This is a genomic window from Umezawaea sp. Da 62-37 (genome assembly GCF_032460545.1).
Classification (GTDB): Bacteria; Actinomycetota; Actinomycetes; order Mycobacteriales; family Pseudonocardiaceae; genus Umezawaea.
Genome location: NZ_CP135965.1, coordinates 4945156 through 4969913 on the forward strand (window position 1 = coordinate 4945156; position 24758 = coordinate 4969913).

The 24758-nt window shown below is 68.7% G+C and carries 24 protein-coding genes and 3 tRNA genes; 3 read left to right on the plus strand and 24 right to left on the minus strand.

The features are described 5' to 3' along the window. Positions 1 to 16 precede the first annotated feature (16 nt). The 14 genes from rpoB to rplJ form a co-directional block, all read right to left on the minus strand. Entirely contained in the window at positions 17 to 3499 is a 3483-nt protein-coding gene (gene rpoB / locus RM788_RS22300; RefSeq protein WP_315933683.1) for a DNA-directed RNA polymerase subunit beta, read from the minus strand. Positions 3500 to 4029: 530 nt separating this feature from the next. After that, positions 4030 to 5043 (minus strand): hypothetical protein, encoded by a 1014-nt coding sequence (locus tag RM788_RS22305; RefSeq protein WP_315933684.1) that lies wholly within the window; start codon positions 5041 to 5043, stop codon positions 4030 to 4032. Positions 5044 to 5060: 17 nt separating this feature from the next. Further along, positions 5061 to 5579 carry an Rv1363c family protein gene (locus tag RM788_RS22310; protein WP_315933685.1) on the minus strand — a complete coding sequence of 173 codons (519 nt, stop codon included), beginning with the start codon at positions 5577 to 5579 and terminating at the stop codon, positions 5061 to 5063. 9 nt (positions 5580 to 5588) lie between these two features. Continuing rightward, complete coding sequence (locus tag RM788_RS22315; RefSeq protein WP_315933686.1) at positions 5589 to 6815, minus strand: MCE family protein; 1227 nt, start codon at positions 6813 to 6815, stop codon at positions 5589 to 5591. After that, on the minus strand, positions 6812 to 7981 hold the full coding sequence (locus RM788_RS22320) for an MCE family protein (RefSeq protein ID WP_315933687.1): 1170 nt from the start codon (positions 7979 to 7981) through the stop codon (positions 6812 to 6814). Before RM788_RS22320 ends, RM788_RS22315 begins: the two co-directional genes overlap by 4 nt. Next, positions 7978 to 9147 (minus strand): MCE family protein, encoded by a 1170-nt coding sequence (locus RM788_RS22325; RefSeq protein ID WP_315933688.1) that lies wholly within the window; start codon positions 9145 to 9147, stop codon positions 7978 to 7980. The genes RM788_RS22320 and RM788_RS22325 overlap by 4 nt, the downstream gene beginning before the upstream one ends. Positions 9148 to 9152: 5 nt before the next feature. Further along, positions 9153 to 10157 carry an MCE family protein gene (locus RM788_RS22330; protein ID WP_315933689.1) on the minus strand — a complete coding sequence of 335 codons (1005 nt, stop codon included), beginning with the start codon at positions 10155 to 10157 and terminating at the stop codon, positions 9153 to 9155. Continuing rightward, entirely contained in the window at positions 10154 to 11185 is a 1032-nt protein-coding gene (locus RM788_RS22335) for an MCE family protein (RefSeq protein WP_315933690.1), read from the minus strand. The genes RM788_RS22330 and RM788_RS22335 overlap by 4 nt, the downstream gene beginning before the upstream one ends. Then, complete coding sequence (locus tag RM788_RS22340; protein WP_315933691.1) at positions 11182 to 12510, minus strand: MCE family protein; 1329 nt, start codon at positions 12508 to 12510, stop codon at positions 11182 to 11184. The genes RM788_RS22335 and RM788_RS22340 overlap by 4 nt, the downstream gene beginning before the upstream one ends. Next, a complete protein-coding gene (locus tag RM788_RS22345; RefSeq protein ID WP_315933692.1) occupies positions 12510 to 13340 on the minus strand; it encodes an MlaE family ABC transporter permease in 831 nt (276 codons plus the stop codon). Before RM788_RS22345 ends, RM788_RS22340 begins: the two co-directional genes overlap by 1 nt. 1 nt (position 13341) lies before the next feature. Beyond that, positions 13342 to 14127, minus strand: a complete 786-nt coding sequence (locus RM788_RS22350) for an MlaE family ABC transporter permease (RefSeq protein WP_315933693.1) — start codon at positions 14125 to 14127, stop codon at positions 13342 to 13344. Continuing rightward, positions 14124 to 15215 carry an ABC transporter ATP-binding protein gene (locus RM788_RS22355; protein ID WP_315933694.1) on the minus strand — a complete coding sequence of 364 codons (1092 nt, stop codon included), beginning with the start codon at positions 15213 to 15215 and terminating at the stop codon, positions 14124 to 14126. The genes RM788_RS22350 and RM788_RS22355 overlap by 4 nt, the downstream gene beginning before the upstream one ends. A 267-nt stretch (positions 15216 to 15482) precedes the next feature. Then, the gene (gene rplL / locus RM788_RS22360) at positions 15483 to 15869 is read right to left on the minus strand and encodes a 50S ribosomal protein L7/L12 (protein WP_315933695.1); all 387 of its coding nucleotides are present in this window, start codon (positions 15867 to 15869) and stop codon (positions 15483 to 15485) included. 60 nt (positions 15870 to 15929) lie between these two features. Continuing rightward, a complete protein-coding gene (rplJ, locus tag RM788_RS22365; protein ID WP_315933696.1) occupies positions 15930 to 16499 on the minus strand; it encodes a 50S ribosomal protein L10 in 570 nt (189 codons plus the stop codon). A gap of 271 nt (positions 16500 to 16770) precedes the next feature. Here rplJ and RM788_RS22370 point away from each other — a divergent pair, with 271 nt between their 5' ends. Then, entirely contained in the window at positions 16771 to 17604 is an 834-nt protein-coding gene (locus RM788_RS22370) for a hypothetical protein (RefSeq protein WP_315933697.1), read from the plus strand. A gap of 450 nt (positions 17605 to 18054) precedes the next feature. On the opposite strand, the gene rplA is transcribed toward RM788_RS22370, so the two are convergent. The 5 genes from rplA to RM788_RS22395 all read right to left on the minus strand — a co-directional run bounded on the left by rplA (position 18055) and on the right by RM788_RS22395 (position 20817). After that, positions 18055 to 18768, minus strand: a complete 714-nt coding sequence (gene rplA / locus RM788_RS22375) for a 50S ribosomal protein L1 (protein ID WP_315933698.1) — start codon at positions 18766 to 18768, stop codon at positions 18055 to 18057. A 79-nt stretch (positions 18769 to 18847) separates the two neighbouring features. Further along, complete coding sequence (gene rplK / locus RM788_RS22380) at positions 18848 to 19285, minus strand: 50S ribosomal protein L11 (protein ID WP_315933699.1); 438 nt, start codon at positions 19283 to 19285, stop codon at positions 18848 to 18850. 79 nt (positions 19286 to 19364) lie between these two features. Continuing rightward, the gene (gene nusG / locus RM788_RS22385) at positions 19365 to 20249 is read right to left on the minus strand and encodes a transcription termination/antitermination protein NusG (protein WP_315933700.1); all 885 of its coding nucleotides are present in this window, start codon (positions 20247 to 20249) and stop codon (positions 19365 to 19367) included. A 69-nt stretch (positions 20250 to 20318) separates the two neighbouring features. Then, the gene (secE, locus tag RM788_RS22390) at positions 20319 to 20714 is read right to left on the minus strand and encodes a preprotein translocase subunit SecE (RefSeq protein WP_315933701.1); all 396 of its coding nucleotides are present in this window, start codon (positions 20712 to 20714) and stop codon (positions 20319 to 20321) included. A gap of 30 nt (positions 20715 to 20744) precedes the next feature. Continuing rightward, positions 20745 to 20817: transfer RNA gene (locus RM788_RS22395), tRNA-Trp, on the minus strand. A 249-nt stretch (positions 20818 to 21066) separates the two neighbouring features. Between RM788_RS22395 and RM788_RS22400 the strand changes: the two genes are divergently transcribed. Then, on the plus strand, positions 21067 to 22308 hold the full coding sequence (locus RM788_RS22400) for a pyridoxal phosphate-dependent aminotransferase (RefSeq protein ID WP_315933702.1): 1242 nt from the start codon (positions 21067 to 21069) through the stop codon (positions 22306 to 22308). Positions 22309 to 22449: 141 nt separating this feature from the next. Further along, positions 22450 to 23043: an MmpS family transport accessory protein gene (locus tag RM788_RS22405; RefSeq protein ID WP_315933703.1), complete on the plus strand. Its 594-nt coding sequence runs from the start codon at positions 22450 to 22452 to the stop codon at positions 23041 to 23043. A gap of 162 nt (positions 23044 to 23205) precedes the next feature. On the opposite strand, the gene RM788_RS22410 is transcribed toward RM788_RS22405, so the two are convergent. From RM788_RS22410 to RM788_RS22430, 5 genes are all read right to left on the minus strand, one after another. Beyond that, entirely contained in the window at positions 23206 to 23625 is a 420-nt protein-coding gene (locus RM788_RS22410) for a MaoC family dehydratase (RefSeq protein ID WP_315933704.1), read from the minus strand. Further along, positions 23622 to 24083, minus strand: a complete 462-nt coding sequence (locus RM788_RS22415; RefSeq protein WP_315933705.1) for an FAS1-like dehydratase domain-containing protein — start codon at positions 24081 to 24083, stop codon at positions 23622 to 23624. The genes RM788_RS22410 and RM788_RS22415 overlap by 4 nt, the downstream gene beginning before the upstream one ends. Positions 24084 to 24156: 73 nt before the next feature. Beyond that, complete coding sequence (gene rpmG, locus RM788_RS22420; RefSeq protein ID WP_015105301.1) at positions 24157 to 24321, minus strand: 50S ribosomal protein L33; 165 nt, start codon at positions 24319 to 24321, stop codon at positions 24157 to 24159. Between the two features lie 219 nt (positions 24322 to 24540). Then, a tRNA-Met gene (locus RM788_RS22425) sits at positions 24541 to 24613 on the minus strand. A 49-nt stretch (positions 24614 to 24662) separates the two neighbouring features. Beyond that, positions 24663 to 24738, minus strand: a tRNA-Thr gene (locus RM788_RS22430). Positions 24739 to 24758 lie beyond the last annotated feature (20 nt).

The window sequence follows — 24758 nt, forward strand, 5'->3', positions numbered from 1 at the left end:
ACCGTCGACCAGCGAGTCAGTTGACGACGTCGTCGACTGAAGGCGATTCGGACCGCGAGAGGTTGATGCCGAGGTTCGCGGCAGCCCTCTCCAGGTCCTCGTCGTCGCCATCGCGCATCTCGATCGCGGCGCCGTCCGAAGACAGCACCTCGACGTTGAGGCACAACGACTGCAGCTCCTTGAGCAGCACCTTGAAGGATTCCGGGATACCCGGCTCCGGGATGTTCTCGCCCTTGACGATGGCCTCGTAGACCTTCACGCGGCCGAGGACGTCGTCGGACTTGATCGTGAGAAGTTCCTGCAGGGTGTACGCGGCGCCGTACGCCTGCATCGCCCAGCACTCCATCTCACCGAAGCGCTGGCCACCGAACTGCGCCTTACCACCCAGCGGCTGCTGCGTGATCATCGAGTACGGGCCGGTGGAGCGCGCGTGGATCTTGTCGTCCACGAGGTGCAGCAGCTTCAGGATGTACATGTAGCCGACCGACACGGGGTGCGGGTACGGCTCGCCGGAGCGACCGTCGAAGAGCTGCGCCTTGCCGTTCTGCTTGACCATCCGCTCGCCGTCGCGGTTCGGGATGGTCGAGCCGAGCAGCCCGGTGATCTCCTCTTCCTGCGCGCCGTCGAACACCGGCGTGGCCGTGTTCGTGTTCGGCGCCACCTCGTACAGCTCTTCCGGCAGGTTCTTCGCCCAGTCGGCCTCGCCGTCGATGCTCCAGCCCTGCTTGGCGATCCACCCGAGGTGGGTCTCCAGCACCTGGCCGATGTTCATACGACGGGGCACGCCGTGGGTGTTCAGGACGATGTCGACCGGCGTGCCGTCCTCGAGGAACGGCATGTCCTCCGCGGGGAGGATCTTGCCGATGACGCCCTTGTTGCCGTGGCGGCCCGCGAGCTTGTCGCCGTCCTGGATCTTGCGCTTCTGCGCCACGTAGACCCGGACGAGCTCGTTCACGCCCGGAGGCAGCTCGTCGTCGTCCTCGCGGCTGAACACGCGGATGCCGATGACCTTGCCGTACTCGCCGTGCGGCACCTTCAGCGACGTGTCGCGCACCTCGCGCGCCTTCTCGCCGAAGATCGCGCGGAGCAGGCGCTCCTCCGGGGTCAGCTCGGTCTCGCCCTTGGGCGTGACCTTGCCGACGAGGATGTCACCGGGCTGGACCTCGGCGCCGATGCGGATGATGCCGCGCTCGTCGAGGTCCGCGAGGACCTCCTCGGAGACGTTCGGGATGTCCCGCGTGATCTCCTCGGCACCGAGCTTGGTGTCGCGGGCGTCGATCTCGTGCTCTTCGATGTGGATCGAGGTGAGCACGTCGTCCTGCACGAGGCGCTGCGACAGGATGATCGCGTCCTCGTAGTTGTGACCCTCCCACGGCATGATCGCGACGAGCAGGTTCTTGCCCAGCGCCATCTCGCCGTTCTCGGTGCACGGCCCGTCCGCGAGGACCTGGCCGGACTCCACGCGGTCGCCCTCGTGGACGATCGGCTTCTGGTTGATGCAGGTGCCCTGGTTGGACCGGCGGAACTTGTGCATCCCGTAGGTCTGGCGGGAACCGTCATCGGCCATCACCGTGACGTAGTCGGCGGAGATCTCCTCGATGACGCCGGTCTTCTTGGCGACGACGACCTCGCCCGCGTCGACCGCGGCGCGCAGCTCCATGCCGGTGCCGACCAGCGGCGCCTCGCTGCGGAGCAGCGGGACGGCCTGGCGCTGCATGTTCGCGCCCATCAGCGCGCGGTTCGCGTCGTCGTGCTCGAGGAACGGGATCATCGCGGTCGCGGCGGACACCATCTGCCGCGGCGAGACGTCCATGTAGTCGACGTCCTCGGGCAGGATCAGCTCGACCTCGCCGCCCTTCTTGCGGACGAGGACGCGCGGCTCCAGGAAGTTGCCGTCGAGGTCGATCTGGGCGTTCGCCTGCGCCTTGACGTAGCGGTCTTCCTCGTCGGCCGTCAGGTAGTCGATCTGGTCGGTGACCCGACCGTCGACGACCTTGCGGTACGGCGTCTCGATGAAGCCGAACGGGTTGACCCGCCCGTAGGAGGACAGCGAGCCGATCAGGCCGATGTTCGGGCCTTCCGGCGTCTCGATCGGGCACATGCGGCCGTAGTGCGACGGGTGGACGTCCCGGACCTCCATGCCCGCGCGCTCACGGGAAAGACCACCCGGACCCAGCGCCGACAGGCGGCGCTTGTGGGTCAGGCCCGCGAGCGGGTTGGTCTGGTCCATGAACTGCGACAGCTGGGAGGTTCCGAAGAACTCCTTGATCGCGGCCACGACGGGACGGATGTTGATCAGGGTCTGGGGCGTGATCGCCTCGACGTCCTGGGTCGTCATCCGCTCGCGGACCACGCGCTCCATGCGGGACAGGCCCACGCGGATCTGGTTCTGGATCAGCTCGCCGACCGTGCGCAGGCGCCGGTTGCCGAAGTGGTCGATGTCGTCGACCTCGACGGGGACCTCGGTCTCGCCCGGCTGCATGTTCGTCTCGCCGGCGTGCAGGCGCACGAGGTACTCGATCGTCGTGACGACGTCGTCCTCGGTCAGCACACCGGTGCTGATCGGGCTGGCCAGGCCCAGCTTCTTGTTGACCTTGTACCGGCCGACCTTGGCGAGGTCGTAGCGCTTCTCCTTGAAGAACAGGTTCTCCAGAAGGGCCTGGGCGCTCTCCTTGGTGGGGGGCTCGCCGGGGCGCAGCTTCCGGTAGATGTCGAGCAGAGCCTCGTCGGTGCCGGCGGTGTGGTCCTTCTCGAGCGTCGTGAGGAGGGTCTCGCTGAACGAGAAGCGCTCACGGATCTGCTCGGTGGACCAGCCCAGCGCCTTCAGCAGCACGGTGACCGGCTGGCGGCGCTTGCGGTCGATGCGCACACCGACGGTGTCGCGCTTGTCCACGTCGAACTCCAGCCAAGCACCCCGCGAAGGGATGATCTTGACGCTGAAGACGTCCTTGTCCGTCGTCTTGTCGACATTGGTGTCGAAGTAGACGCCGGGCGATCGAACGAGCTGGGAGACCACGACCCGCTCGGTGCCGTTGATGATGAACGTGCCCTTGTCGGTCATCATCGGGAAGTCACCCATGAACACCGTCTGGCTCTTGATCTCGCCAGTGGTGTGGTTGGTGAACTCCGCCGTGACGAACAACGGGGCGGCGTACGTCATGTCCTTGTCCTTGCACTCCTCGGTCGAGGCCTTGACCTCGTCGAAGCGCGGATCGGAGAAGGAGAGCGACATCGAGCCCGAGAAGTCTTCGATCGGCGAGATCTCGTTGAGGACCTCTTCGAGGCCGCCCGTCGGCGCCTCGTCACCGGCGTCGATGCGGCGCTGGAACCAGGCCTCATCACCGGTGAGCCATTCGAAGGACTGAATCTGCAGGTCAAGCAGGTTGGGCGTCTTCAGCGGTTCGTGGATCTTCGCAAATGAGACCCGCTTCGGCGCTCCAGGGATCCCCGACGTGGAGTTGGTCGCAGCAGTGGCCTTGGTCGCGCGAGAGATCGCCAAGATGCGTCCTTCCAGGGACTAATTAGCTGGCTAGCAGCGGACTAGCACGGCTGTCAAGGGTGCGGCGCCGCCATGCGCATCCTGGTCTCGCGAGGCGTCCTCTCGGCGAAGAGGGACCCAACAAGGGGGTAAAACGGGATGAGGGCAGCGCAAAGGAGCAGTCTAGCCACACACACGGCGACTGTCGAGAGGCACCTGGAAGGACCTTTCTCGTGTTCGGAAACAGAGTGACCCTGCCTGCGCTCGCAGTCAAGATGCCACGCCCCGATCACTCCGGTGGCGCAAACGACGTTTACCGGAAGTAACCTCTTTGACCAGGGCGAACACGGGCGGACCAGCGTCGGCGAACAGTTGCCGGGCCCGATTCCACCCGCCGGACGTGTATCCGGGCGGTCCAAAAATCGGCTCAATAGTGTGGCCGGCATCACGCGTTCAGGGGCTTGAAGTGGATCTTCTTCGTCCATGTTCGGGGCCTTGGACAGCCGTTGTCGCCCGATCAGCTCATGGGATGTCCGAGCGCGCCACCGCGGCTAGGAGCACTTCTGCATCTCGACCGCCTGATCGCCGGTCTGGCCGAACATCTCCATGTTGTCGACCTTCCAGCGGCCGTCGACGCGCTGCGCGCCCACGCGCATCATCGCGATGCCGCCGCCGGTCTGGTTGTCGGTCGTGCGCGTGGTCACCTGGTCGAGGAACAGCAGCACGGTCGCGCGGTCCCCGGACAGCGAGGTCACGCCGCTGCTCACGGCCTTGACCGTGACGACGAGCTTCTGCTCGGGGGCCAGCGACCTCACCGGGCCGAAGATCGCGTCGTACTGGCACTTGGCCTTGCCGACCAGCAGGTCGCCCGCGGCCTTCTCGGTCGCGTCGACGTCGGCGAAGTTGTAGGAGAAGGCCTTCTCGACCGCTTCGCGGGCCTGGCCGCTGACCTCGGTGGTGCCGCCGGTGTCGACCAGCGCCTCGTTGAGCGGACCGCCGCGGTCCATCGACCGGAACCACAGGCCGAGACCGCCGAGCAGGGCGGCGACCAGCACCAGGACCAGCGGGAGCAGCAGCGGTGACCTGCCCTTGGCCACGAACTCGACGGGCAGTGGCTCGGCGGTGTCGGCGGCGTCCGCGGCGTCGGACTCCGCGTCGGCCTCGGCGTCCTTCCGGGGCGACGGCGACGGGACCCCGGTCGACTTCCGCTCGCCGCGGCCGACCGGCTTGGCCGTCGCGGGCCCGGCGTCCTCCTCGGCCTCGACGACCTCGGCTTCAGCGGTCTCGGGCTCGGCGGTCTCGGACTCGACGACGGTCGGCTCAGCCGTCTCCAATTCGGCAGGCTCCGCGTCCACCTGCTCGGGCGCGTCGGCGGGAGCGCTGTCGACGACCGGGGCGACGACCGGCTCCCGCGCGACGACCTCGGGCGCGGTGGGCTCGACCACCGGCTCCACGGCAGCGGACGGGGTGCCGGCGGGCGGTGTGCCGGCCTGCTTGCGCAGACCGGCGACCTTCGGGCGGTACGCGGGGGTGGACGGGACCGGGCGGCGGCGGGGCGGGGGCACTGGGGAGTCCAATCTGATCAGGCGCCGCCGGCCGCGACGGGACCGAGCGCGCTGAGCTTCCAACCGGCGTCCGTGCGGCTCAGGTCGGTCTGGTAGCGGTTGACCTTCTTCACCGCTTGACCGCCGTCCGGGGTCACCGTGGTCTCGACGACGGCGATCAGGTGCGCCTGCCCCGCCCGGTCGTCGAGTTCGGTGACCGCCGCGTCGAGCACCCGGCTGGTGGTGACCGTCTTGGCGTCCTGGATCTGCTTCTTCCGGGTGTCCTTGCCGGTCTCGACCTCCTCGCGCAGGTCGCCGGTCGACGACTGGAGCCAGCGGTCGAGGTCCTCGTCGACCTTGCGGTAGTCGAGCGTGGTGAAGTTCGCGATGCCGACCTGGCCGACCCGCAGCACCTCCTCGCGCTCCTGCGAGTAGGCGGTGGCGTCGTTGTTCGACCCGTTCAGCCACGACACGCCCGCCCACACCGCGTAGCCGGCGGCGAGCACCACCAGCACGACGGCGACGGGCAGCGCCCAGCGGCGGATTCCGGTGTCCATGAGCGCTCCCTAGCCCGGCAAGCCGAGCAACTGGCCGAGGCTGGTCAGCACGGGCGCGGGGGTGGCCGCGGTCCCGGTCTGCTCCTGCCCCGGCTGCGTGGTCTCGTTGCCCTGGGGCGTGGTCGGCTGGCCACCGTACGGGGCGTTCTGGGCGCCGCGCACGGTGGTCGCGCTCCCCCGTGCCAGCGCGCAGTACGCCTGCGTGTTCAGCGCGGCGGGCGTGGTGTCGGTGCCCTGCCTGATCCGCGTGCCCTCGTAGCCGACCGTGCACGGCACCGGGTCGAACACGTTGAGCGCGAGGCCGAAGTGCGCGGTGCCGTCGCCGGGCGCCACGGTGAAGCCGCCGCCGACGACGATCGGGTAGGTCACCGCGATCTGCTCCAGCCCATCCAGCCTGCTGACCAGGATGTTCGACGTGGTCAGCAGGTTCGCGAACACCACGCCGAGGCCGGGGCCGCTCTCCGCCAGCAGCGCGGACACCTGCTCGGCCGCCCGCGGGCTCACCCTGATCAGGTTCCGCAGGTCGCCGTCGGACTTCCGGAGCTGCTCGGCGAGCAGCCGCAGGTCGCCGCTGAACGACCGGATCGCGCTGCCCTGCTCGGCCTGGGTGGTCAGCACGGTCAGCCCGTCCTGGAGCAGCGCCTTGGTCTGCGGGAGGTGCTCGGTCGCGGTCTGCGTGAACGACCGGGTGTTGTCCAGCAGCACCTGGAGGTCACCGCCGGTGCCGTTGAACGCGGTGTCCAACTCGTCCACGACGGTGCGCAGCGCGTCGGTCGGCACGGACTTGGCGAACGCGTCGAGGTTGGTCAGCAGGCCGTCGACCGGCGGCGGCGTCTTCGTGGCCGCGCGCGGGATGACCGAGCCCGCGGCCAGGAACGGCCCGCCGTCGCGCTTGGGCCGCAGATCGACGAACTGCTCGCCGACCGCGGACCGGTTCGCGACCACGGCCTCCAGGTCGGACGGCACCCCCGGCGCGCTCGGGTCGATGTCCAGGTCGACCTCGATGCCGTCGGCGGCCAGCCGCATCGCGCCGACCCGGCCGATCGTGACCCCGCGGTAGGCGACCTCGGCGTTGGTGAAGATGCCGCCGGAGTCGGCGAGCTGCATCGTGACGACGTAGCCGGAGGAGCCGACCAAGCGGCCGAGGCCGACGTAGCGGGCGCCGACGTAGCTGATGCCGACCAGCGCGATCACCAGGAACGCGCCGATCTGCAGCTTGATCCTGCGGGGGATCACCGGCGACCACCTCCCAGCAGTCCACCGAGCAGGTCGCCGAGCCCGGTCCCGGTGCCCACACCGGGGATCGGGAGGTTCGGCAGCGGCAGGGGCAGCGACGGCAGCGGGTTGCCGTCCAGACCGGGGATGCCCGGCAGCAGACCCTGCCGCGACGACCCGAGGTTGTCGACGATGTCGCCCAGGTCCAGGTCGATGTCCGCGTAGAGGTTCGTGTAGTCGCCCTTGATGCCGTCGACGGCCGCGTCCGGGAACGGGTAGGTGAGCAGCAGCTGGAAGGCGTTCGGCAGGTTGGTGCCCGCCTCGGCGAGCTTCTGCAGCGTCGGGGACAGCGCCTTCAGGTCCGCGACCAGGTCGGCCTTGCTCTTGTCCACGGTGTCGACGGCGACGCCGGACAGCTCGTCGAGCGACTGGAGCAGCGTCACCAGCTGGGTGCGCTGGTCGCTGAGCACCTTCAGGCCGGGTTCCAGGTCGTCGAGCACCCCGGCGATCTGGCCCTGCTGCGCGTTCAGCGTGCCGCCGAGCCGGTTCACGCCGTCCAGCGCCCTGGTGATCTCGGCCTTGTGCCCGTCCAGCTCGGTCACCAGCGTGTTCACGTTGGTCAGCAGCGAGCGGATCTCCGGCTCGTTGCCCTCCAGGGCGGTGTTGAGCTCCCTGGAGATGTTCTGCAGCTGGGCCACGCCGCCGCCGTTGAGCAGCAGCGACAGCGCCCCGAAGACCTCTTCGACCTCGGGGTTGCGGTTGGTGCGGTCGACCGGGATCACGTTCCCGTCTGCGAGCCTGCCCTGGTCGGTGCCGGAGGCGGGCTTGGCGAGTTCGACGTACTTCTCGCCCAGCAGCGCGGACTGGCGGAGCTTCGCGACGGAGTTGGCGGGCAGCACGACGTCGCCGTTGACGGCCACGGTCACCTCGGCCGTCCACCCGTCCGGGGCGAGGTCGATCCCCTCCACCTTGCCGACCGCCACGTCGTCGACCTTCACACCGGCCTGCGGCACGAGGTCGAGGACGTCCTTGAACCGCACCTTCACCCGGTAGGGCCGGTCGCCGAGGTCGGCGCCGCCGGGCAGCGGCATCGTGTAGACGCCGTCGAACCCGCCGGAGCCGCAGCCCGCGAGCAGCGCGGCGGAAGCCAGCACGGCGGCGGCGATCCGGGTGCGCGCGGCGCTCATCGCGGAACACCCCCCAGCGGCAACGGGAGCGGCAGCTTGCCCTGGGCCAGCGAGCCGAGCGCCTCGGCGGGCGTGGGCAGCGGCAGCGCGCCGGTGAGCACCGGTTCGAGCTGCGCGCACGCCTGCGACAGCGCCAGCGGCACGGTGCCCGGCTCGACCTGCTGGATCAGCTTGCACACCAGCACGATCGGCGGCTGGTTCAGCTCGTTGATGTCGGCCCTGGTGTCCAGGGTCCCCGACGCGGCGTTGTAGGTGTTCTGCAGGTTGCCCAGCGCGAGCGGCGCGACGTCGATCGTCTCGGCCAGCGCGGCGCGCTGCCTCACCAGCACCTCGGTGATGCTCGCCAGCTTGTCCACGTTGGACTGGAGCACGGCGCGGTTGTCCTTGATGAAGCCCTGCACCTGGCCGAGCGCGTTGGCCAACTCGGTGAGGGCTGCGCCGAGGTTCTCCCGCTCGTCGGCGAGGAACCCGGCGACCTCGGCGAGCTGCTTGTCGAAGTCGCGCACCTGGCTGTCGTTGGCGGACAGCATGGCGGTGAACTTCGACAGGTTGTCGACCGTGGCGAACAGGTCCTCCTTGGACCCGGACAGCGTGCGGGTCGCGTCGCCGAGCTGCTTGATCGTGTCGTTGAGGGCCTGGCCGTTGCCGTCGAGGTTCTTCGCGGCACCGGTCAGCAGGTCCGACAGCGCGCCGTCCTCGTTCGCGCCGTCGGGCCCGAGCGCGGTGGTCAGCTTGTCCAGGCTCGCGTACAGCTCGTCGAGTTCCACCGGGGTCGCGGTGCGCTCGCGCGGGATCAGCGCGTTCTCGCCGAGGGTGGGACCACCGGTGTAGGCGGGCGCGAACTGCACGTACCGGTCGCTGACCACGCTCGGCGCGATGACGACGGCCTGCGCCTCGGCGGGCACCTCCACGTCCCGGTCGAGCGACATCACGACCCGGACCACCTGCCCCTCCGGCACGACCTCCTCGATCCTGCCGACCTTCACGCCCAGCACCCGCACGTCCGAGCCCTGGTAGAGGCCCACCGCGGCGGCGAACACGGCGGTCACCTTGCGGCTGTTCGCACCGGAGAAGATCCACCACAGCGCCGCCGACGCGACCAGCGCCAGCACGCACGCCATCGCCACCACCCGGCCGAGGTCGCGGCCCGACTTCGAGTCCGCCATCGCGTTCACCTCTGCACTCCGGGCGGCAGGCAGCCCTCGTCGTCGAACCCGATCACGCCGAGGTTCACCGAGGGCGGTAGCAGGCCGCAGATGTACACGTCGAACCAGCGGCCGCTGCCCAGCGTGTTCGCGAAGACCCGGTAGAACGGCGCCATCAGCGCGATACCCTTCTCCAGGCTGTCCTGGTTGCGCTGCAACATGGTGGTGACGCGCTCCAGCTGCTCCAGCGCGGGCCGCAGCTGCGCGTCGTTGTCCGCGACGAGCCCGGTCAGCTCGGTGGACAGGTCGCGGGTTCCCTTGAGCAGCAACGAGATCGCGTCCTTGCGCTTGCGCAGCTCGCCCAGCAGCAGGTTGCCGTCGGACAGGAGCTTCTCGAACTGCTCGTTGCGGTCGGCCAGGGTCCGGCTGATGTCCTTGGTGTTCCCCAGCAGCTCGGCCAGCTGATCGTCGCGGGAGGAGATCGTCTTCGAGAGCGCGGACAACCCGTCCAGCGCGCCGCGCACGCTGTCGGAGGTGCCCTCGAACGTCTGGGACAGCACCTCGAAGCTGTCCGCGAGCTGCTTGGTGTCGATCTGCCCGACCGTGGTCGCGAGGCCGTTGAAGGCCTCGTTCACGTCGTAGGGCGCCAGCGTCCGGTCCTTCGGGATCGGCTTGCCCGGATCCAGCGGCAGCGACCCCTGCGGGTCCAGCGCCACGTACTTCTGGCCCAGCAGCGTCTTGATCCGGATCGTCGCGGTCGTGCGGTCGCCGACCCAGGCGTCCTTGACCTTGAACGACACCCGCACCCGGTCACCGTCCAACTTCACCTTGGTCACCTTGCCGACCTTCACCCCGGCGACGCGCACCTCGTTGCCCGACACCAGCCCCGCTGCCTCGCTGAACTCGGCGGAGTACGTGGTGCCGCTGCCGATGATCGGCAGGTCGTCGGAGTAGAACGCGGCCAGCAGCAGCAACGCGATCAGCGTGAGGCTGATGGCGCCGACGGCGACGGGGTTCCGTTCCTGTTTCATCGTCGGCACCTCGGCTGCGTCACGGGCAGTGCGGTGATCGGGATCGGGTTCGTGATGACCGGCGGCACGGCGATCTGGCCGGTGCCCTCGCAGAGGAAGAAGTTGAACCACGACCCGTAGGTCGCGGTGCGGGTGATCGTCTCCAGCTTGCCCGGCATCCGCTGGATGGCGCCCTCGACGACGGACTCGTTGTCCGCCAGGGTCTTCGACACCAGGCCGAGCGAGGCGATGTCGTCCTTCAACGGCTGGCGCGCCTGGTCGAGCAGCCCGGCGGTGGTGCCGGTCAGGTCGCCCAGCGCGGTGATCGCGTCGCCGATCGGCTCGCGGTCCTGCGCGAGCCCGGACACCAGCCCCTGCACGGTGGTGACGAGCGTCGACAGCTGCTCGCCGCGGGAGTTCACGGTGTCCAGCACCGAGTTGAGGTTGTCGATCACCTCGCCGATGACCTGGTCCTTGGCCGCCAGCGCCGAGGTGAGCGACGCGGTGTGCCGCAGCAGGCTGTCGATCGTGCCGCCCTCGCCCTGGAGAACCTGGATGATCTCGTAGGACAGCTTGTTCACGTCCTCCGGGTTCAACGCCTGGAACAGCGGCTTGAACCCGTTGAACAGGACGGTCAGGTCGAGCGCGGGCTTGGTCCGCTCCAACGGGATCACGCCGCCCTCGGCGAGCACCGCGTCCGCGTCGCCGACGCCGTGCTCCAGCGCGATGTACCGCTGGCCGACGAGGTTGCGGTACTTGATCGTCGCGCTGACCGACGCGGGCAGCTCCCGATCGCCGTCGATGCTGAACTCGACCTCGGCCAGCCTCCGGTCGACGACCCGGATGTCCTCGACCTGGCCGACCCGGACGCCCGAGATGCGCACGTCGTCGCCCTCGTTCAGCGCCGTCACGTCGGTGAACCGCGCGGTGTAGCCGGTGGCGCTCTTGAGGCTCACGTTGGCGATGGTGACGGCGAGCAGCGCGGTCGCCAGGATCGTGACGACCGCGAAGACGATCAGCTTGATCAGCGGAGCGGCGAGTCCCCTCACTCCACCGTCACCTCCGTCCCGCGGTAGAGCGGGCCGAGCAGCAGGCTGGTGAAGCTCGGCATCTGGTCACTGGGCACCCCGACCTCGTTGCCCAGCAGCACGGCGAGCATCCGCTGCTCCTCGGGGGAGTTCGCGATGCTCTCCGCCGAGACGGCCGACGGGCTGGTCGTCCCGGCGCCGCCCGCAGGCGGCAGGATCCCGTCGTTCGCGCTGCGGGCGGCGGGCGGCGGCTTCGACCCGTCCACCAGCGGACCCTCCGGCGGGTACTGCGGGAACGGGTTCGGCCGCGGCTCGACGTCGTAGCAGCGCGGCCCGCGCTTGTCCCCGTACACCGGCTCGTCCTGGTTGGGCAGGTACTTGCCGCGGTTCGCGGTGATCTCCATGGTGATGTGCAGACCGGGCTCGTCCGTGCCGACGCCGAACGCCTGGTTGATCACCGGCGCGAACTCGGTGAGCCCCTTGAGCAGGCACGGGTACTCGGGCGCGTACTTGGCGAGCAGCTCCAGCGTCGGCCTGCCGGTGTCGGCGAGCTGGATCAGGTTGTTCTTGTTCACCGACAGGAAACCGGTCAGGTCGCGCGAGGTCGTGGTCAGCGTGCCGTACAGCTCCAGCAGGTTCTCGCGCTGCTCGACGATGGTCTTGCTCGTGGCCGTGGCGTCGGTCAGCGCCTGCACCAGGTCCGGCGCGGCGTCGGCGTAGACGTCGCTCACGTCGGCGAGCCTGCTGATGCCCTCCTTGAGCGCGGGCAGCTGCGGGTTCAGCTCACCGAGGTAGGAGTCCAGCCGCACCAGGGTCTCCCCCAGCGGCTTGCCCCGGTTCTCCAGCGCCTGCGACACCGCGGTTAACGTCGTCGCGAGCTTCTCCGGCTGCACGGCCTGGAGCACCGGCATCAGGTCGTCGAGCACCTGCTCCAGCTCGATGGCGGCGCTGGAGCGGTCCTGCTTGATGACCGAGCCGTCCGTCAGGTGGGCGCCCGCGCCCGTGTTGTCCGCGGGCAGCACCAGGTTCACGTACCGCTCGCCGAACAGCGTCTTCGGCAGCAGCCGCGCGGACACGTCCTCCGGGATCAGGTCGACCTTGTCCGGTTGCAGCGCCAGTTCCAGCTCCGCGCCGTCACCGGTGCTGCGGATCGCCCGCACCTCGCCGACGAGCAGGCCGCGCACCTTCACGTCCGAGGAGGTCATCAGCTGGTTGCCGACGTGGTCGGTCTTCAGCGTGACGGTCACGACCCTGGTGAACGCGTTGTTGTAGAGCGCCACGCTCAGGGCCAGGAAGGTCACGATGACGGTGAGGAACGCGACGCCGAGGAGCCGTTGCCTGATCATCAGCCCGCGATCCTCACCGTCGTCGTGGTGCCCCAGATCGCCAGGCTCAGGAAGAAGTCGAGCAGGCTCGTGGTGACGATAGCGGTGCGCACCGCGCGGCCGACGGCCACGCCGACCCCCGCCGGGCCGCCGCTGGCGCGGTAGCCGTAGTAGCAGTGGGTCATGATGATCACGACCGCGAAGACCAGCACCTTGCCGAACGACCAGAGCACGTCGATCGGCGGTAGGAACAGGTTGAAGTAGTGGTCGTAGGTGCCCGCGGACTGGCCGTAGAACTGCACGGTGATCGTCCGCGCGGCCAGGTAGCTGGTCAGCAGGCCGATCACGTACAGCGGGACGATCGCGACGAAGCCCGCGATGATCCGGGTCGTGACCAGGAACGGCATCGACGGGATGCCCATGACCTCCAGGGCGTCGATCTCCTCGGAGATCCGCATCGCGCCGAGCTGCGCGGTGAAGCCGGAGCCGACCGTGGCCGACAGCGCGAGGCCCGCGACCAGCGGGGCGATCTCGCGGGTGTTGAAGTACGCGCTCACGAAGCCCGCGAACGCCGACGTGCCGATCTGGTTCAGGGCCGTGAAGCCCTGGAGGCCGACGACCGTGCCGGTGAACACCGACAGGCCGACCATCACGCCGATCGTGCCGCCGATGACGGCCAGCGCGCCGCTGCCGAAGCTGACCTCGGCCAGCAGCCGCAGCGTCTCGCGCAGGTAGCGGCGCAGCACGCGTGGCGTCCAGGCCAGTGCGCGGAGGTAGAACCAGAGCTGGTCGCCGAAGCCGTCCAGCACCTGGAGCGGACGCCCGGCGGCTTTACGGAAGTCGATGGCCACCTCAGCTCCCCTTCGCCGGGACGACCGTCAGGTAGATCGTGGTGAGCACGAAGTTCACGAAGAACAGCAGCAGGAACGTGATGACCACGGCCTGGTTCACCGCGTCGCCCACGCCCTTCGGGCCACCGGCCGGGTTGAGGCCGCGGTAGGCGGCGACGATGCCCGCGATGAACCCGAAGATCAGCGCCTTGAACTCGCTGATCCACAGGTCGGGCAGCTGGGCCAGCGCGGAGAAGCTCGCCAGGTACGCGCCGGGCGTGCCGTCCTGGAGGACCACGTTGAAGAAGTAGCCGCCCATCACGCCGACGACGCTGACCATGCCGTTGAGCAGGACGCTGACCAGCATGGCGGCCAGCACGCGCGGCACGACGAGGCGCTGGATCGGCGAGACGCCGAGCACCTCCATCGCGTCGATCTCCTCGCGGATCTTGCGCGACCCGATGTCCGCGCAGATCGCGCTGCCGCCCGCGCCCGCGATCAGCAGCGCCGTCACGATGGGGCTGGCCTGCTGGATGATCGCCAGCACGCTCGCCGCGCCGGTGAACGACTGCGCGCCGATCTGCCTGGTCAGCGAGCCGAGCTGGAGCGCGATGACGGCGCCGAACGGGATCGACACCAGCGCCGTGGGCAGGACCGTGACGCTGACGATGAACCAGCTCTGCTGGATGAACTCGCGCAGCTGGAACGGCCGCTTGAACGCGCTGCGCGTGACGTCGATGCCGAGCGAGAACAGCTTGCCGGTCTCGCGCAGGGCCCCGGCGCCGGGGAAGGAGACGGGGGCGCTCACAGGTCACCCGCCCGGCGCTGCCACTCGGTGTCGGGGGTGCGCGGGTGGGGCGTGGGGGTCGGAGGGCGGGCCGCGACGCCCGCGAACACGCCGTACTTGCTCTGCTCGGCGGGGGTGAGGCTCGCGATGATGCCCTGCTGGGCCTCGTGCGGGAGCGTGTGTATGATGCTCATGACCCGGTCCTTGCGGCGGCGCACCGCGTCGCGCGCCGGCAGGCCGGGGGTCGGCTCGATCTGCGGCACGACCCCGCGCACGTCCTCGTCGGGCGACCCGTCGGAGTGGCCCGCGTCCCGGTGCGCCAACTCGGCCGCCATGGTCGCCTGGTCCTTCTCCTCCGACATGCCGATCGGACCGATGCGGCGGCCGTTGAGGAACTGCTCGACCACGGGTTCGCCGCTGGTCAGCAACACCTCGCGGGGGCCGAACATGACCAGTTCGCGGCGGAACAGCATGCCCAGGTTGTCCGGGACCGTGCGCGCGACGGTGATGTTGTGCGTGACGATCAGGATCGTGGCGTCGATCTGCGCGTTGAGGTCGATCAGCAGCTGGGACAGGTACGCGGTGCGGACCGGGTCCAGACCGGAGTCCGGCTCGTCGCACAGGATGATCTCGGGGTCGAGCACGAGCGCGCGGGCCAGTCCGGCGCGCTTGCGCATACCGCCGGAGATCTCGCCGGGGAGCTTCTTCTCCGCGCCGACGAGGCCGACCATCTCCATCTTCTCGAGCACGATCCGCCGGACCTCGGCCTCGGTCTTGCGGGTGTGCTCGCGCAGCGGGAACGCCACGTTGTCGAAGAGGTTCATCGAGCCGAAGAGGGCGCCGTCCTGGAACAGCACGCCGAACATCTTCCGGATCTCGTAGAGCTTGCTCTCCGAGCAGCGGACCAGGTCCGTGCCGTTGATGACGATCTTGCCCTGTTCCGGCTTCAGCAGGCCGACCAGGGACTTCAGGAACACCGACTTGCCGGTGCCCGACGGCCCGAGCATGACGCTGACCTCACCCGGCGGGATGCTGAGCGTGACGTCCCGCCAGATGGTCTGCTTGCCGAAGGACTTCGTCAGGCCCTCGACCACCACCTCGACGCCCATCGCACCTCCCGTAGCCGCTCACACCACACAGGTGCAACGAGCCGAAGCCAGCGAGGTTACTCACCAGTTGGCCTACCAGGGGTTGCGGACCGATAACACCGCGAGTCGAACACTCAGGCACCCCGTGTCGAACCTCCAGACACCTCGGTTGGCCAACTCGGGGTGCCTGAGTGTTCGACACGGGGTGCCTGGGCGTTCGACTCGCGGAATGCAAACGGCGGGTAGCCCGTGAGGGGTACCCGCCGTTTGTGCAGCTGTGGGGCTAGATCACTTGACGGTGACCTTGGCGCCGGCAGCCTCGAGCTTCTCCTTGGCGGCCTCAGCGGCGTCCTTGGCGATCTTCTCGAGGATGGCCTTCGGGGCGGACTCGACGAGCTCCTTGGCCTCCTTCAGACCCAGACCGGAGACGACCTCGCGGACGACCTTGATGACCTGGATCTTCTTGTCGCCAGCCGACTCGAGGACGACGTCGAACTCGTCCTGCTCCTCGACCTCGGCGGCCGCGGCACCGGGGCCCGCGGGGCCCGCGACGGCGACGGGGGCAGCGGCGGTGACCTCGAAGGTCTCCTCGAACTGCTTCACGAACGCGGACAGCTCCAGGAGGGTCATCTCCTTGAAGACGTCGAGCAGCTCGTCGTTGCTGAGCTTCGCCATGATGGCGGTCCTTTCGTTAACCACGTCCCGCTGGGGGACGCGAGTGCGTGGGTGTTGTGATCAGCTCTCGGCGGGCTCTGCGGCGTCCGCGACCGGGGCGGCGTCCGAAGACCCCTCCGCGGCGCGCTTGTCCGCAAGCGCCTGGGCAAGTCGAGCGACCTGGGAAGCGGGGGCTGCGAACAGCGCCGCGGCCTTCGACAGGTTGCCCTTCATCGCGCCCGCCAGCTTGGCGAGCAGCACCTCACGGGAGTCGAGGTCCGCGATGCGGGTGACCTCGTCCACCGAGAGGGAGCGGCCATCCATGTAGCCGCCCTTGATGACCAGGGCCTTGTTGTCCTTCGCGAAGTCGCGCAGGGTCTTGGCCGCGTCGACCGGCTCGCCAGCGATGAAGGCGATGGCGGTCGGGCCGATGAGGAGGGCTTCGATGCCCTCGACGCCGGCGTCCTGAGCGGCACGCTTGACCAGCGTGTTCTTCGAGACGGTGTACGTGGCGCCCGTGCCGAGAGCGCGACGCAGCGTGGTGAGCTGCGCCATGGAGAGGCCGCGGTACTCGGTGATGACTGCTGCCGAGCTGCCACGGAACTGCTCCGTGATCTCGGCGACGGCCGACACCTTGCTGGGCTTCGCCATGATCGCCTCCTCTCTGGGCTGGGTGTTACCGCGGCCTGAGAGGTCCCGAAACAACAAAAACGCCCCGGCGCCAGGGCACGGGGCGTGGATCTTCGACGCGGCGAACCGCGACTGGGATGCTTCCTCGTCCTCCTGCGCGGGCCGCCCCCATTGCAACGGGGCCTTCGTTCCCACTGCCGAAGGCAGAGGAAGACCGGCGGTCTTTGGTGGAACGGGTTGACAGTAGCCGATGGGTGGTCGCGGTTCCAAATTCACCCGGCATGATGTACGGGTGACGGACAGCACGGGTGGCGGACCACAGCAGCCGCAGCAGCCGCAGGAACCTGCGGGGATTGATCCGGAGCAGTTGCGGCAGTTCCAGGAGTTCCAGAGGTTCCAGGAGTACCAGCGGTTCCAGCAGGGGCAGCAGGGTGCGCAGGGGCCGCTTGCGTTGCCGGCCGGGGAGGTCGGACCTGGAGGGAATCCGCCGGTGGTGCAACCGCCGATGCCGCCTCCTGCGCAGCCGCCGGTGCAGACGGTTTACGTGAAGCCTGAGCCGAAGCCGTTGTGGAAGGTGGTGCTCGGCAGCAGGTTGGTGAAGCGGTTGGTGTCGCTGGCCATCACGTTGCTGGTGTTCATGTTCGCGGTGAACTGGGCGTACGAGAAGTTCTTCGACAGCAGTGATGAGACGGCTGACATCGCGCGGGACAGTGGTGGGAGCACCGGGAATCTGATCGCGCCGACGTCGCCGTACGGGTTGCAGGGGACTGTGGGGATCTTCTACAAGCACGTGTCGCAGGATTCGCCCAAGCAGGCCTGCAACCTGTTCGCGGAGGACGGGGCCGCGAAGAAGAAGTTCACGGAGGCGTTCAGGGCTTCCGATTGCGAGGCGGCGATCCATGCGTTGCACGGGAAGGTGTTGAGGGTTGATCAGTACGAGCAGCCCTACTTCCCGGACGCGATGTTGAAGCCGCCAGTGACCGATCGGGTGCAGGTGTCGTCTTGTCAGGATTTGAAGGTCAGCGGGGGGCCGGGGTTGGGGAAGTTCGTGCTGTCCAAGCAGGTGAACAACACTTGGATCATCACGGATTACGAGGGTGAGCCTGCGGATTGTGTGACCGGGTGATCGTGGGTTTGGTGAGTTCGGACTACCTGCTTGCGGTTGGCGGTGGGTTTTCTGGCGTAGCCCGGCCCCCGGCGCGCGATTGTCTCAATGCCCTGCCCTTGTTTGTCAAGACGGAAAAGATGTCTTGACAAACAAGGGCAGGGCAGGAGGGCGCTGTGTATCGGGGGCAGGGGTAGGTCTGGCTCCGCCAGCATCAGGCTGCGCCTGACAAGGCACCTCGCTGCGCGTCGGCCAGGGCACCTCGCTGCGCGTTGGCCAGGGCACCTCGCTGCGCGTTGGCGAAGCACCTCGCTGCGCGTCGGTAGGGCGGAGGGCGCTCCGCGCCGGATGCGAGGGGGCGGCTGCGCCTGTCGATGGGGGTCTGGCGGGTGTTTCGGTTTCTCTTTTAATGCGAGAAGGCCCCCTGCGACTTGGTCGCTGGGGGCCTTCTCAGGTCGTCTTCGGGGCAGGTCAGGCCTGCTCGTCGACGAGGAGGTTGCGCGTGCGGTTCGGGTCCACGGGGATGCCGGGGCCCATCGTGGTGGAGACGGTGATCTTCTTCAGGAACCGGCCCTTTGCCGCGGACGGCTTGGCGCGGAGGATCTCGTCCAGTGCGGCCGCGTAGTTCTCGACCAGCTTCTCGGTGTCGAACGACGCCTTGCCGATGACGAGGTGCAGGTTGGCCTGCTTGTCGACGCGGAAGTTGATCTTACCGCCCTTGATGTCCGAGACGGCCTTCGTGACGTCGGGCGTCACGGTGCCGGTCTTCGGGTTCGGCATCAGGCCGCGCGGGCCGAGGATGCGGGCGATGCGACCGACCTTCGCCATCTGGTCGGGGGTGGCGATCGCGGCGTCGAAGTCGAGCCAGCCGCCCTGGATGCGGGCGATCAGTTCCTCGGAGCCGACCGCGTCCGCGCCGGCGGCTTCGGCCTCTGCGGCCTTGTCGCCCGTCGCGAAGACGATGACGCGTGCGGTCTTGCCGGTGCCGTGCGGCAGGTTCACGGTGCCGCGGACCATCTGGTCGGCCTTGCGAGGGTCGACGCCCAGGCGGATGGCGACCTCGACGGTCGAGTCGAGCTTCACCTTGGAGGTTTCCTTGGCCAGCTTCGCGGCCTCGAGCGGCGAGTACAGCCGCTCACGGTCGACCAGCTCGGCGGCCTGACGGTAGGCCTTGCTGCGCTTCATGTCTGTTCCCTAACTCAGTGGATCAGTTGTGGTGCGAGCTGCGCTGAGCTCTCCCACGTACTTCAACGTGTTGGGTGGATCAGCCTTCGACCGTGATGCCCATGGAGCGGGCGGTGCCGGCGATGATCTTCGCGGCCTGGTCGATGTTCGTGGCGTTGAGGTCGACCATCTTGCCCTCGGCGATCTCGCGGACCTGGGCCATGGTCACCTTGGCGACCTTGACGCGGTGCGGCTCGCCCGAACCCTTTTCCACACCGGCGGCCTTGAGGAGCAGCTTCGCGGCGGGCGGGGTCTTGAGCTTGAACTCGAACGTGCGGTCCTCGTACACGGAGATCTCTACCGGCACGACGGTGCCGCGCTGCGACTCGGTCGCGGCGTTGTAGGCCTTGCAGAACTCCATGATGTTGACGCCGTGCTGACCCAGCGCGGGGCCGACCGGCGGCGCGGGGTTCGCGAGACCGGCCTTGATCTGCAGCTTGATGACCGCAGTAAGCTTCTTCTTCTTCTTGGGAGGCATCTCAATACTTCCTGTTATTGCAGTGTCCGCGCGCGGCCCTGCCAGCCGCAGCGTGGCCGACGATCCCCGCGGGGATCGATCAGATCTTGGAAACCTGGCTGAACGACAGCTCGACCGGGGTCTCGCGGCCGAAGATCGACACCAGGACCTTCAGCTTCTGGCCGTCGGCGTTGACCTCGCTGATCGTCGCGGGCAGCGTCGCGAACGGGCCGTCCATGACGGTGACCGACTCGCCGATCTCGAAGTCGACCTCGATGGTGGACTTGGTCTGGCCGCCGGACGCCGACTTCTTGCCCTCGGCCGCCTTCGGCTCCACCTGCGGGAGGAGGAACTTCAGGACCTCGTCGATGGTCAGCGCGGAGGGCTTGGAGGTCGCACCCACGAAGCCGGTCACGCCGGGCGTGTTGCGCACCGCGCTCCACGACGAGTCGTTGAGCTCCATGCGGACCAGGATGTAGCCGGGCAGCACCTTGCGCTGCACCTGCTTGCGCTGGCCGTTCTTGATCTCGGTGACTTCCTCGGTCGGCACCTCGACCTGGAAGATGTAGTCCTCCATGTCGAGGGTCTGGATGCGCGTCTCGAGGTTCGTCTTGACCTTGTTCTCGTAACCCGCGTACGAGTGCACGACGTACCAGTAGCCGGGCGCCGCACGCAGGGCGTCGCGCATCTCGGCCACCGGGTCGACGGGCTCGGCGTGGATGTCGGGCAGCTCGGCGGCCGCCTCGTCGTCCTCGGCAGCCTCGTCACCGACCGCCTCGACGTCGCCACCCGACTCGGGCTCGGCGTCCTCGGACTCGGCGTCGGGGGCGTCGACGTCGCCCTCGTCGGTAGCGGACTCCTCGGTGTCCTCCGGCTGGTCGACCGGCTCGACGTGAATGGAGTCGCCGTCCTTGACGGCGGCGAACACCTCTTCGTCGGTCAGGTCGGCAAGCTCGTGGGCGTCAACGCCGTTCTCGGAGGTCACTGCGGGTCTCGCTTCCTTTCGTGCATCACGTGTTCGGTCACCTCAGACGGGGACCGGCAGCCGGTCGGCTCAGCCGAACAGCTCGAACACGCCCCAGCCGAAGCCCAGGTCCAGGCCCCACACCAGCGCGACCATGAAGGCCACGAAGACCAGCACGACCGAGGTGTAGGTGATCAGCTGCTTGCGCGTCGGCCAGATGACCTTGCGCAGCTCGCTGGCGACCTCGCGGATGTACCGGAACCCCTTGCCGATCAGCGACGTGCGCTTCTCCTGGGTGTCCCGAGCCCGCGTGGGGCGGCCCTTCTTCGACGCCTCGTCGGAGTCCTCATCGGACTTCGACGCGGCGCTGTCCTTGCGGGAAGCCGGACGGGCGGAAGCACGACGCTCACGCCGGGCCGCTGCGGTGACCGGCCGAGCCGCGCTCTCGCGCTCCTTCGGCTGATCCTGCTCGCGGTCGTCGCTCATGCCGTCCTCCACTCGCCGTGCATTTCGACGCAGGGGCGACAGGAATTGAACCTGCAACCTGCGGTTTTGGAGACCGCTGCTCTGCCAATTGAGCTACGCCCCTTTGGAACCCCACGCTACTCCGCGGAACTCCTTGGCCGGACACCTTCCAGCCTCCCCGTGCGAACACGGGGCCACATGGCAGGCGTTCCAAGTTCGGAAGCATACGGCACGAACACCCGCACACTCCAACCGCCCCGGTCAGCGCACTCGTGAGCACCACCGACCGGACTGTCCCGGACAGCCTCCCACACGCTGGGAGCGGGCGCGCCCGAGGGGAGGGAAAACGGCGCTGTCTGCGACCATGGCGACCATGGCCACGCCCGAGACGACCGCGCCCACCAGCACTTCTCCGCTCCCACGGGTCTCCAGGAGGATCGGCGGCATCGCCGAGTCCGCCACCCTCGCGGTCGACGCGAAGGCGAAAGCGCTCAAGGCTGCGGGCCGGCCGGTGATCGGCTTCGGGGCCGGCGAGCCGGACTTCCCGACCCCGGAGAAGATCGTCGCCGCCGCGCAGGCCGCCTGCGCCGACCCCCGCAACCACCGCTACACGCCCGCCGCGGGCCTGCCGGAGCTGCGCGAGGCGATCGCGGCCAAGACGCTGCGCGACTCCGGCTACCGGGTCGACGCGAGCCAGGTGCTCGTCACCAACGGCGGCAAGCAGGCCGTCTACCAGGCGTTCGCGACCGTCCTCGACCCCGGCGACGAGGTGCTGCTGCCCGCGCCGTACTGGACCACCTACCCGGAGGCGATCACCCTCGCGGGCGGCGTCCCGGTGCAGGTCACGGCGGACGAGTCGACCGACTACCTGGTGACCGTCGAGCAGTTGGAGGCGGCTCGCACCGACCGCTCGAAGGTGCTGCTGCTGTGCTCGCCGTCGAACCCCACGGGCTCGGTCCACTCCCGCGAGCAGATCGTCGCGATCGGCGAATGGGCCGTCGAGCACGGCCTGTGGGTGATCACCGACGAGATCTACGAGCACCTGGTCTACGACGGTGCCGAGGCCGTCTCGCTGCCCGCCGCCGTGCCCGCGGCGGCCGAACGGACGATCGTGCTCAACGGCGTCGCGAAGACGTACGCGATGACCGGCTGGCGGGTCGGCTGGCTGATCGGCCCCGCCGACGTCGTCAAGGCCGCCGCGAACCTCCAGTCGCACCTGACGTCGAACGTCGCCAACGTGTCCCAGCGCGCCGCCCTGGAGGCCGTGTCCGGGTCGCTGGAGGCCGTGCACGGGATGCGCGCCGCGTTCGACCGCAGGCGGCGCACGATCGTCGGCCTGCTCTCGGCGATCCCCGGCGTCGAGTGCCCCACGCCGCGGGGCGCGTTCTACGCGTACCCGTCGGTCAAGGCGCTGATCGGGAAGGAATTGCGCGGGACGGTCATCGGCAGCTCCGCCGAGCTGGCCACCCTGGTCCTGGAGCACGCCGAGGTCGCCGTGGTCCCCGGCGAAGCCTTCGGCACCCCCGGCTACCTGCGGCTCTCCTACGCGCTGGGCGACGACGACCTGGTCACCGGCGTGACCAGGATGGCCGAGCTGCTGGGCGAGATCCGCTAGCACGCCATCGTTCCACCGGGGCCGTCATGCCGTCCGCATGGCGGCCCCGGCGCTTCTCCGATCAGGTGAACGGCGTAACCGCCGAACGGCCCAGCACGATGGTCCGTTCAGCCGTACCCGCTCAGCCCCCAGGAGACGACCATGACCCCGCCGGTGCTCGACCCGCTCCCCACCCGGACCCGCAACGGACTCGGCACCGCGGGCTTCGTCCTCGGCCTCCTCGGCTTCTTCTTCAGCTTCATCCCGTTCATCGGGGTCGTCGCCTGGCCCCTGGTCGTCCTCGGCCTCGTGCTGTCCCTGATCGGCCTCTCCCGCACCAGCCGCGGCACGGCCGACAACAAGGGGCTCGCGATCACCGGCGTCGTCCTGTCGGCCCTCGGCCTGCTCGTGTGCGTCCTGTGGGCCGCCTTCTTCGGCAAGGCCGCCGGCGATCTCGACGAGCAGGCGAACAAGGAGCAGGTCGTGGTCTACGAGGTGACCGGCGACGCCACCAGCGCCACGGTGACCTACTCGACGTTCAGCGACGGCACCAGCGCCAGCAGCCAGGAGACGCTCACGACGCTGCCGTGGCGCAAGGAGATGACCGTGAAGGGGCTGATGAGCGGCGGCAGCCTGACCGTGACGACCGGCCAGGACGGCGGGTCCGTCGGCTGCAAGATCACCGTGGACGGCGTGGAGAAGAAGTCCGCCACCGGCAACGGCGCCTTCAGCAGCGCGCTCTGCGGCGGGTTCTGAGTCCGTTCCCGCTGCTCGGAGCACCGACTCCCGATTCCTGTCGGTGCCCGCCGCTACTGTCGAGACCGGGGGTCCAACCCTCGCGCGCGTGCGGGGGTCCCCCCGAACTCCAGGGTAGCGGCGGGCACCGACAAGATCGTTTGGTCGAGACCCGCGGCGCGGCTACGGCAGGCGGACGCGGGCGTTGGCGCCGCCCAGCACGGACTTGCCCTCGAAAGCGGCCGTGATCGCGATCTTGAAGGTCCCGTCGTCCAGGACCTTGGCGACCTTCGCGGACACCTCCACGAGGGCGCCCTCGGCGTCGTCGGGCACCGGTACGGGCCTGCCGAAGCGGACGCCGTACTCGACGACGGCGCCGGGGTCGCCGGTCCAGTCGGTGACGACCCGGACGGCCATGCCCATGGTGAGCATCCCGTGGGCGATGACGCCGGGGAGGCCGACCTCCTGGGCGAAGCGCTCGTTCCAGTGGATCGGGTTGAAGTCGAGCGAGGCGCCGGCGTAGCGGACGAGGTCCGCGCGGGTGATGCGCAGGCTCAGCGGGGGCAGGACGTCGCCGACGGTGACCTCTGCGGCGCGGATCATGCCTGCTCCTCGGTGGCGGTGCCCCTGGCGACCAGGGTGGACCGTGCGGTGGTGACCCGCTCGCCGGACTCGGTGGCGAGTTCGGCGCGGACGGACACGATGTCGTTGCCCATGCGGGAGTTGATGGCGTCCACGTGCGTGGTGACGACGAGCCGGTCACCGGCCACGATCGGCCGGTGGTGGACGAACGTCTGGTCGCCGTGCACGACGCGGGTGTAGTCCAGGCCGAGTTCGGGGTCCATGACGAGGACCTCGTTGGCCTTCATGGAGATCAGGATCGCGAACGTCGGCGGGGCGATCACGTCGACGTGGCCCGCGGCCTTCGCCGCCTCGGGGTCGCGGTGGATCGGGCTCGACTCGCCGACGGCGTCGGCGAACTCGCGGATCTTCTCGCGGCTCACCTCGTACGGGGGCGACGGGGGGTAGGTGCGTCCGATGAACGACTGGTCCAATGCCACCGGGGCAGGTTACGCGAAGAGGCCGCCCCGGATTCGGGACGGCCTCTTCGTGAACTCCGGTGGAACCGCTGGGTCAGCGGGTTTCCTTGTGCGCCCGGTGGGTCTTGCAGTTCGGGCAGAACTTCTTGATCTCCAGGCGGTCGGGGTCGTTCCGACGGTTCTTCCTGGTGATGTAGTTCCGGTGCTTGCACTCCTCGCACGCGAGAGTGATCTTCGGACGTACGTCGGTTGCAGCCACGGCCTTGCCTTTCTAGAGCTCGACAGTCCCGGCCCAACTGGGCGACCAGGGCGGGCTTACCACCCTGGCGGGGATCCAGAACCGGAAGTCGACCACCCAAGCCGACCACCGGGGGTCCAGGGGGCGGGCCCCCTGGCGGGGTTCGGGGGCTAGGCCCCCGATGTGATGGCGGAACGAGATGGGCCGATGCTCTCCATCGGCACACCTCTCCCACTCGAGTAGCGGTGGCCGGACTTGAACCGGCGACACAGCGATTATGAGCCGCTTGCTCTACCAACTGAGCTACACCGCTTTACACGACTCGGCCGCGGTGCTTACTGCTCTGCACCGCGGCCGGGTTGTGGAGCCCCAATACGGAATCGAACCGTAGACCTTTTCCTTACCATGGAAACGCTCTACCGACTGAGCTATTGGGGCACTTGCTCCTTGCGGGGCAA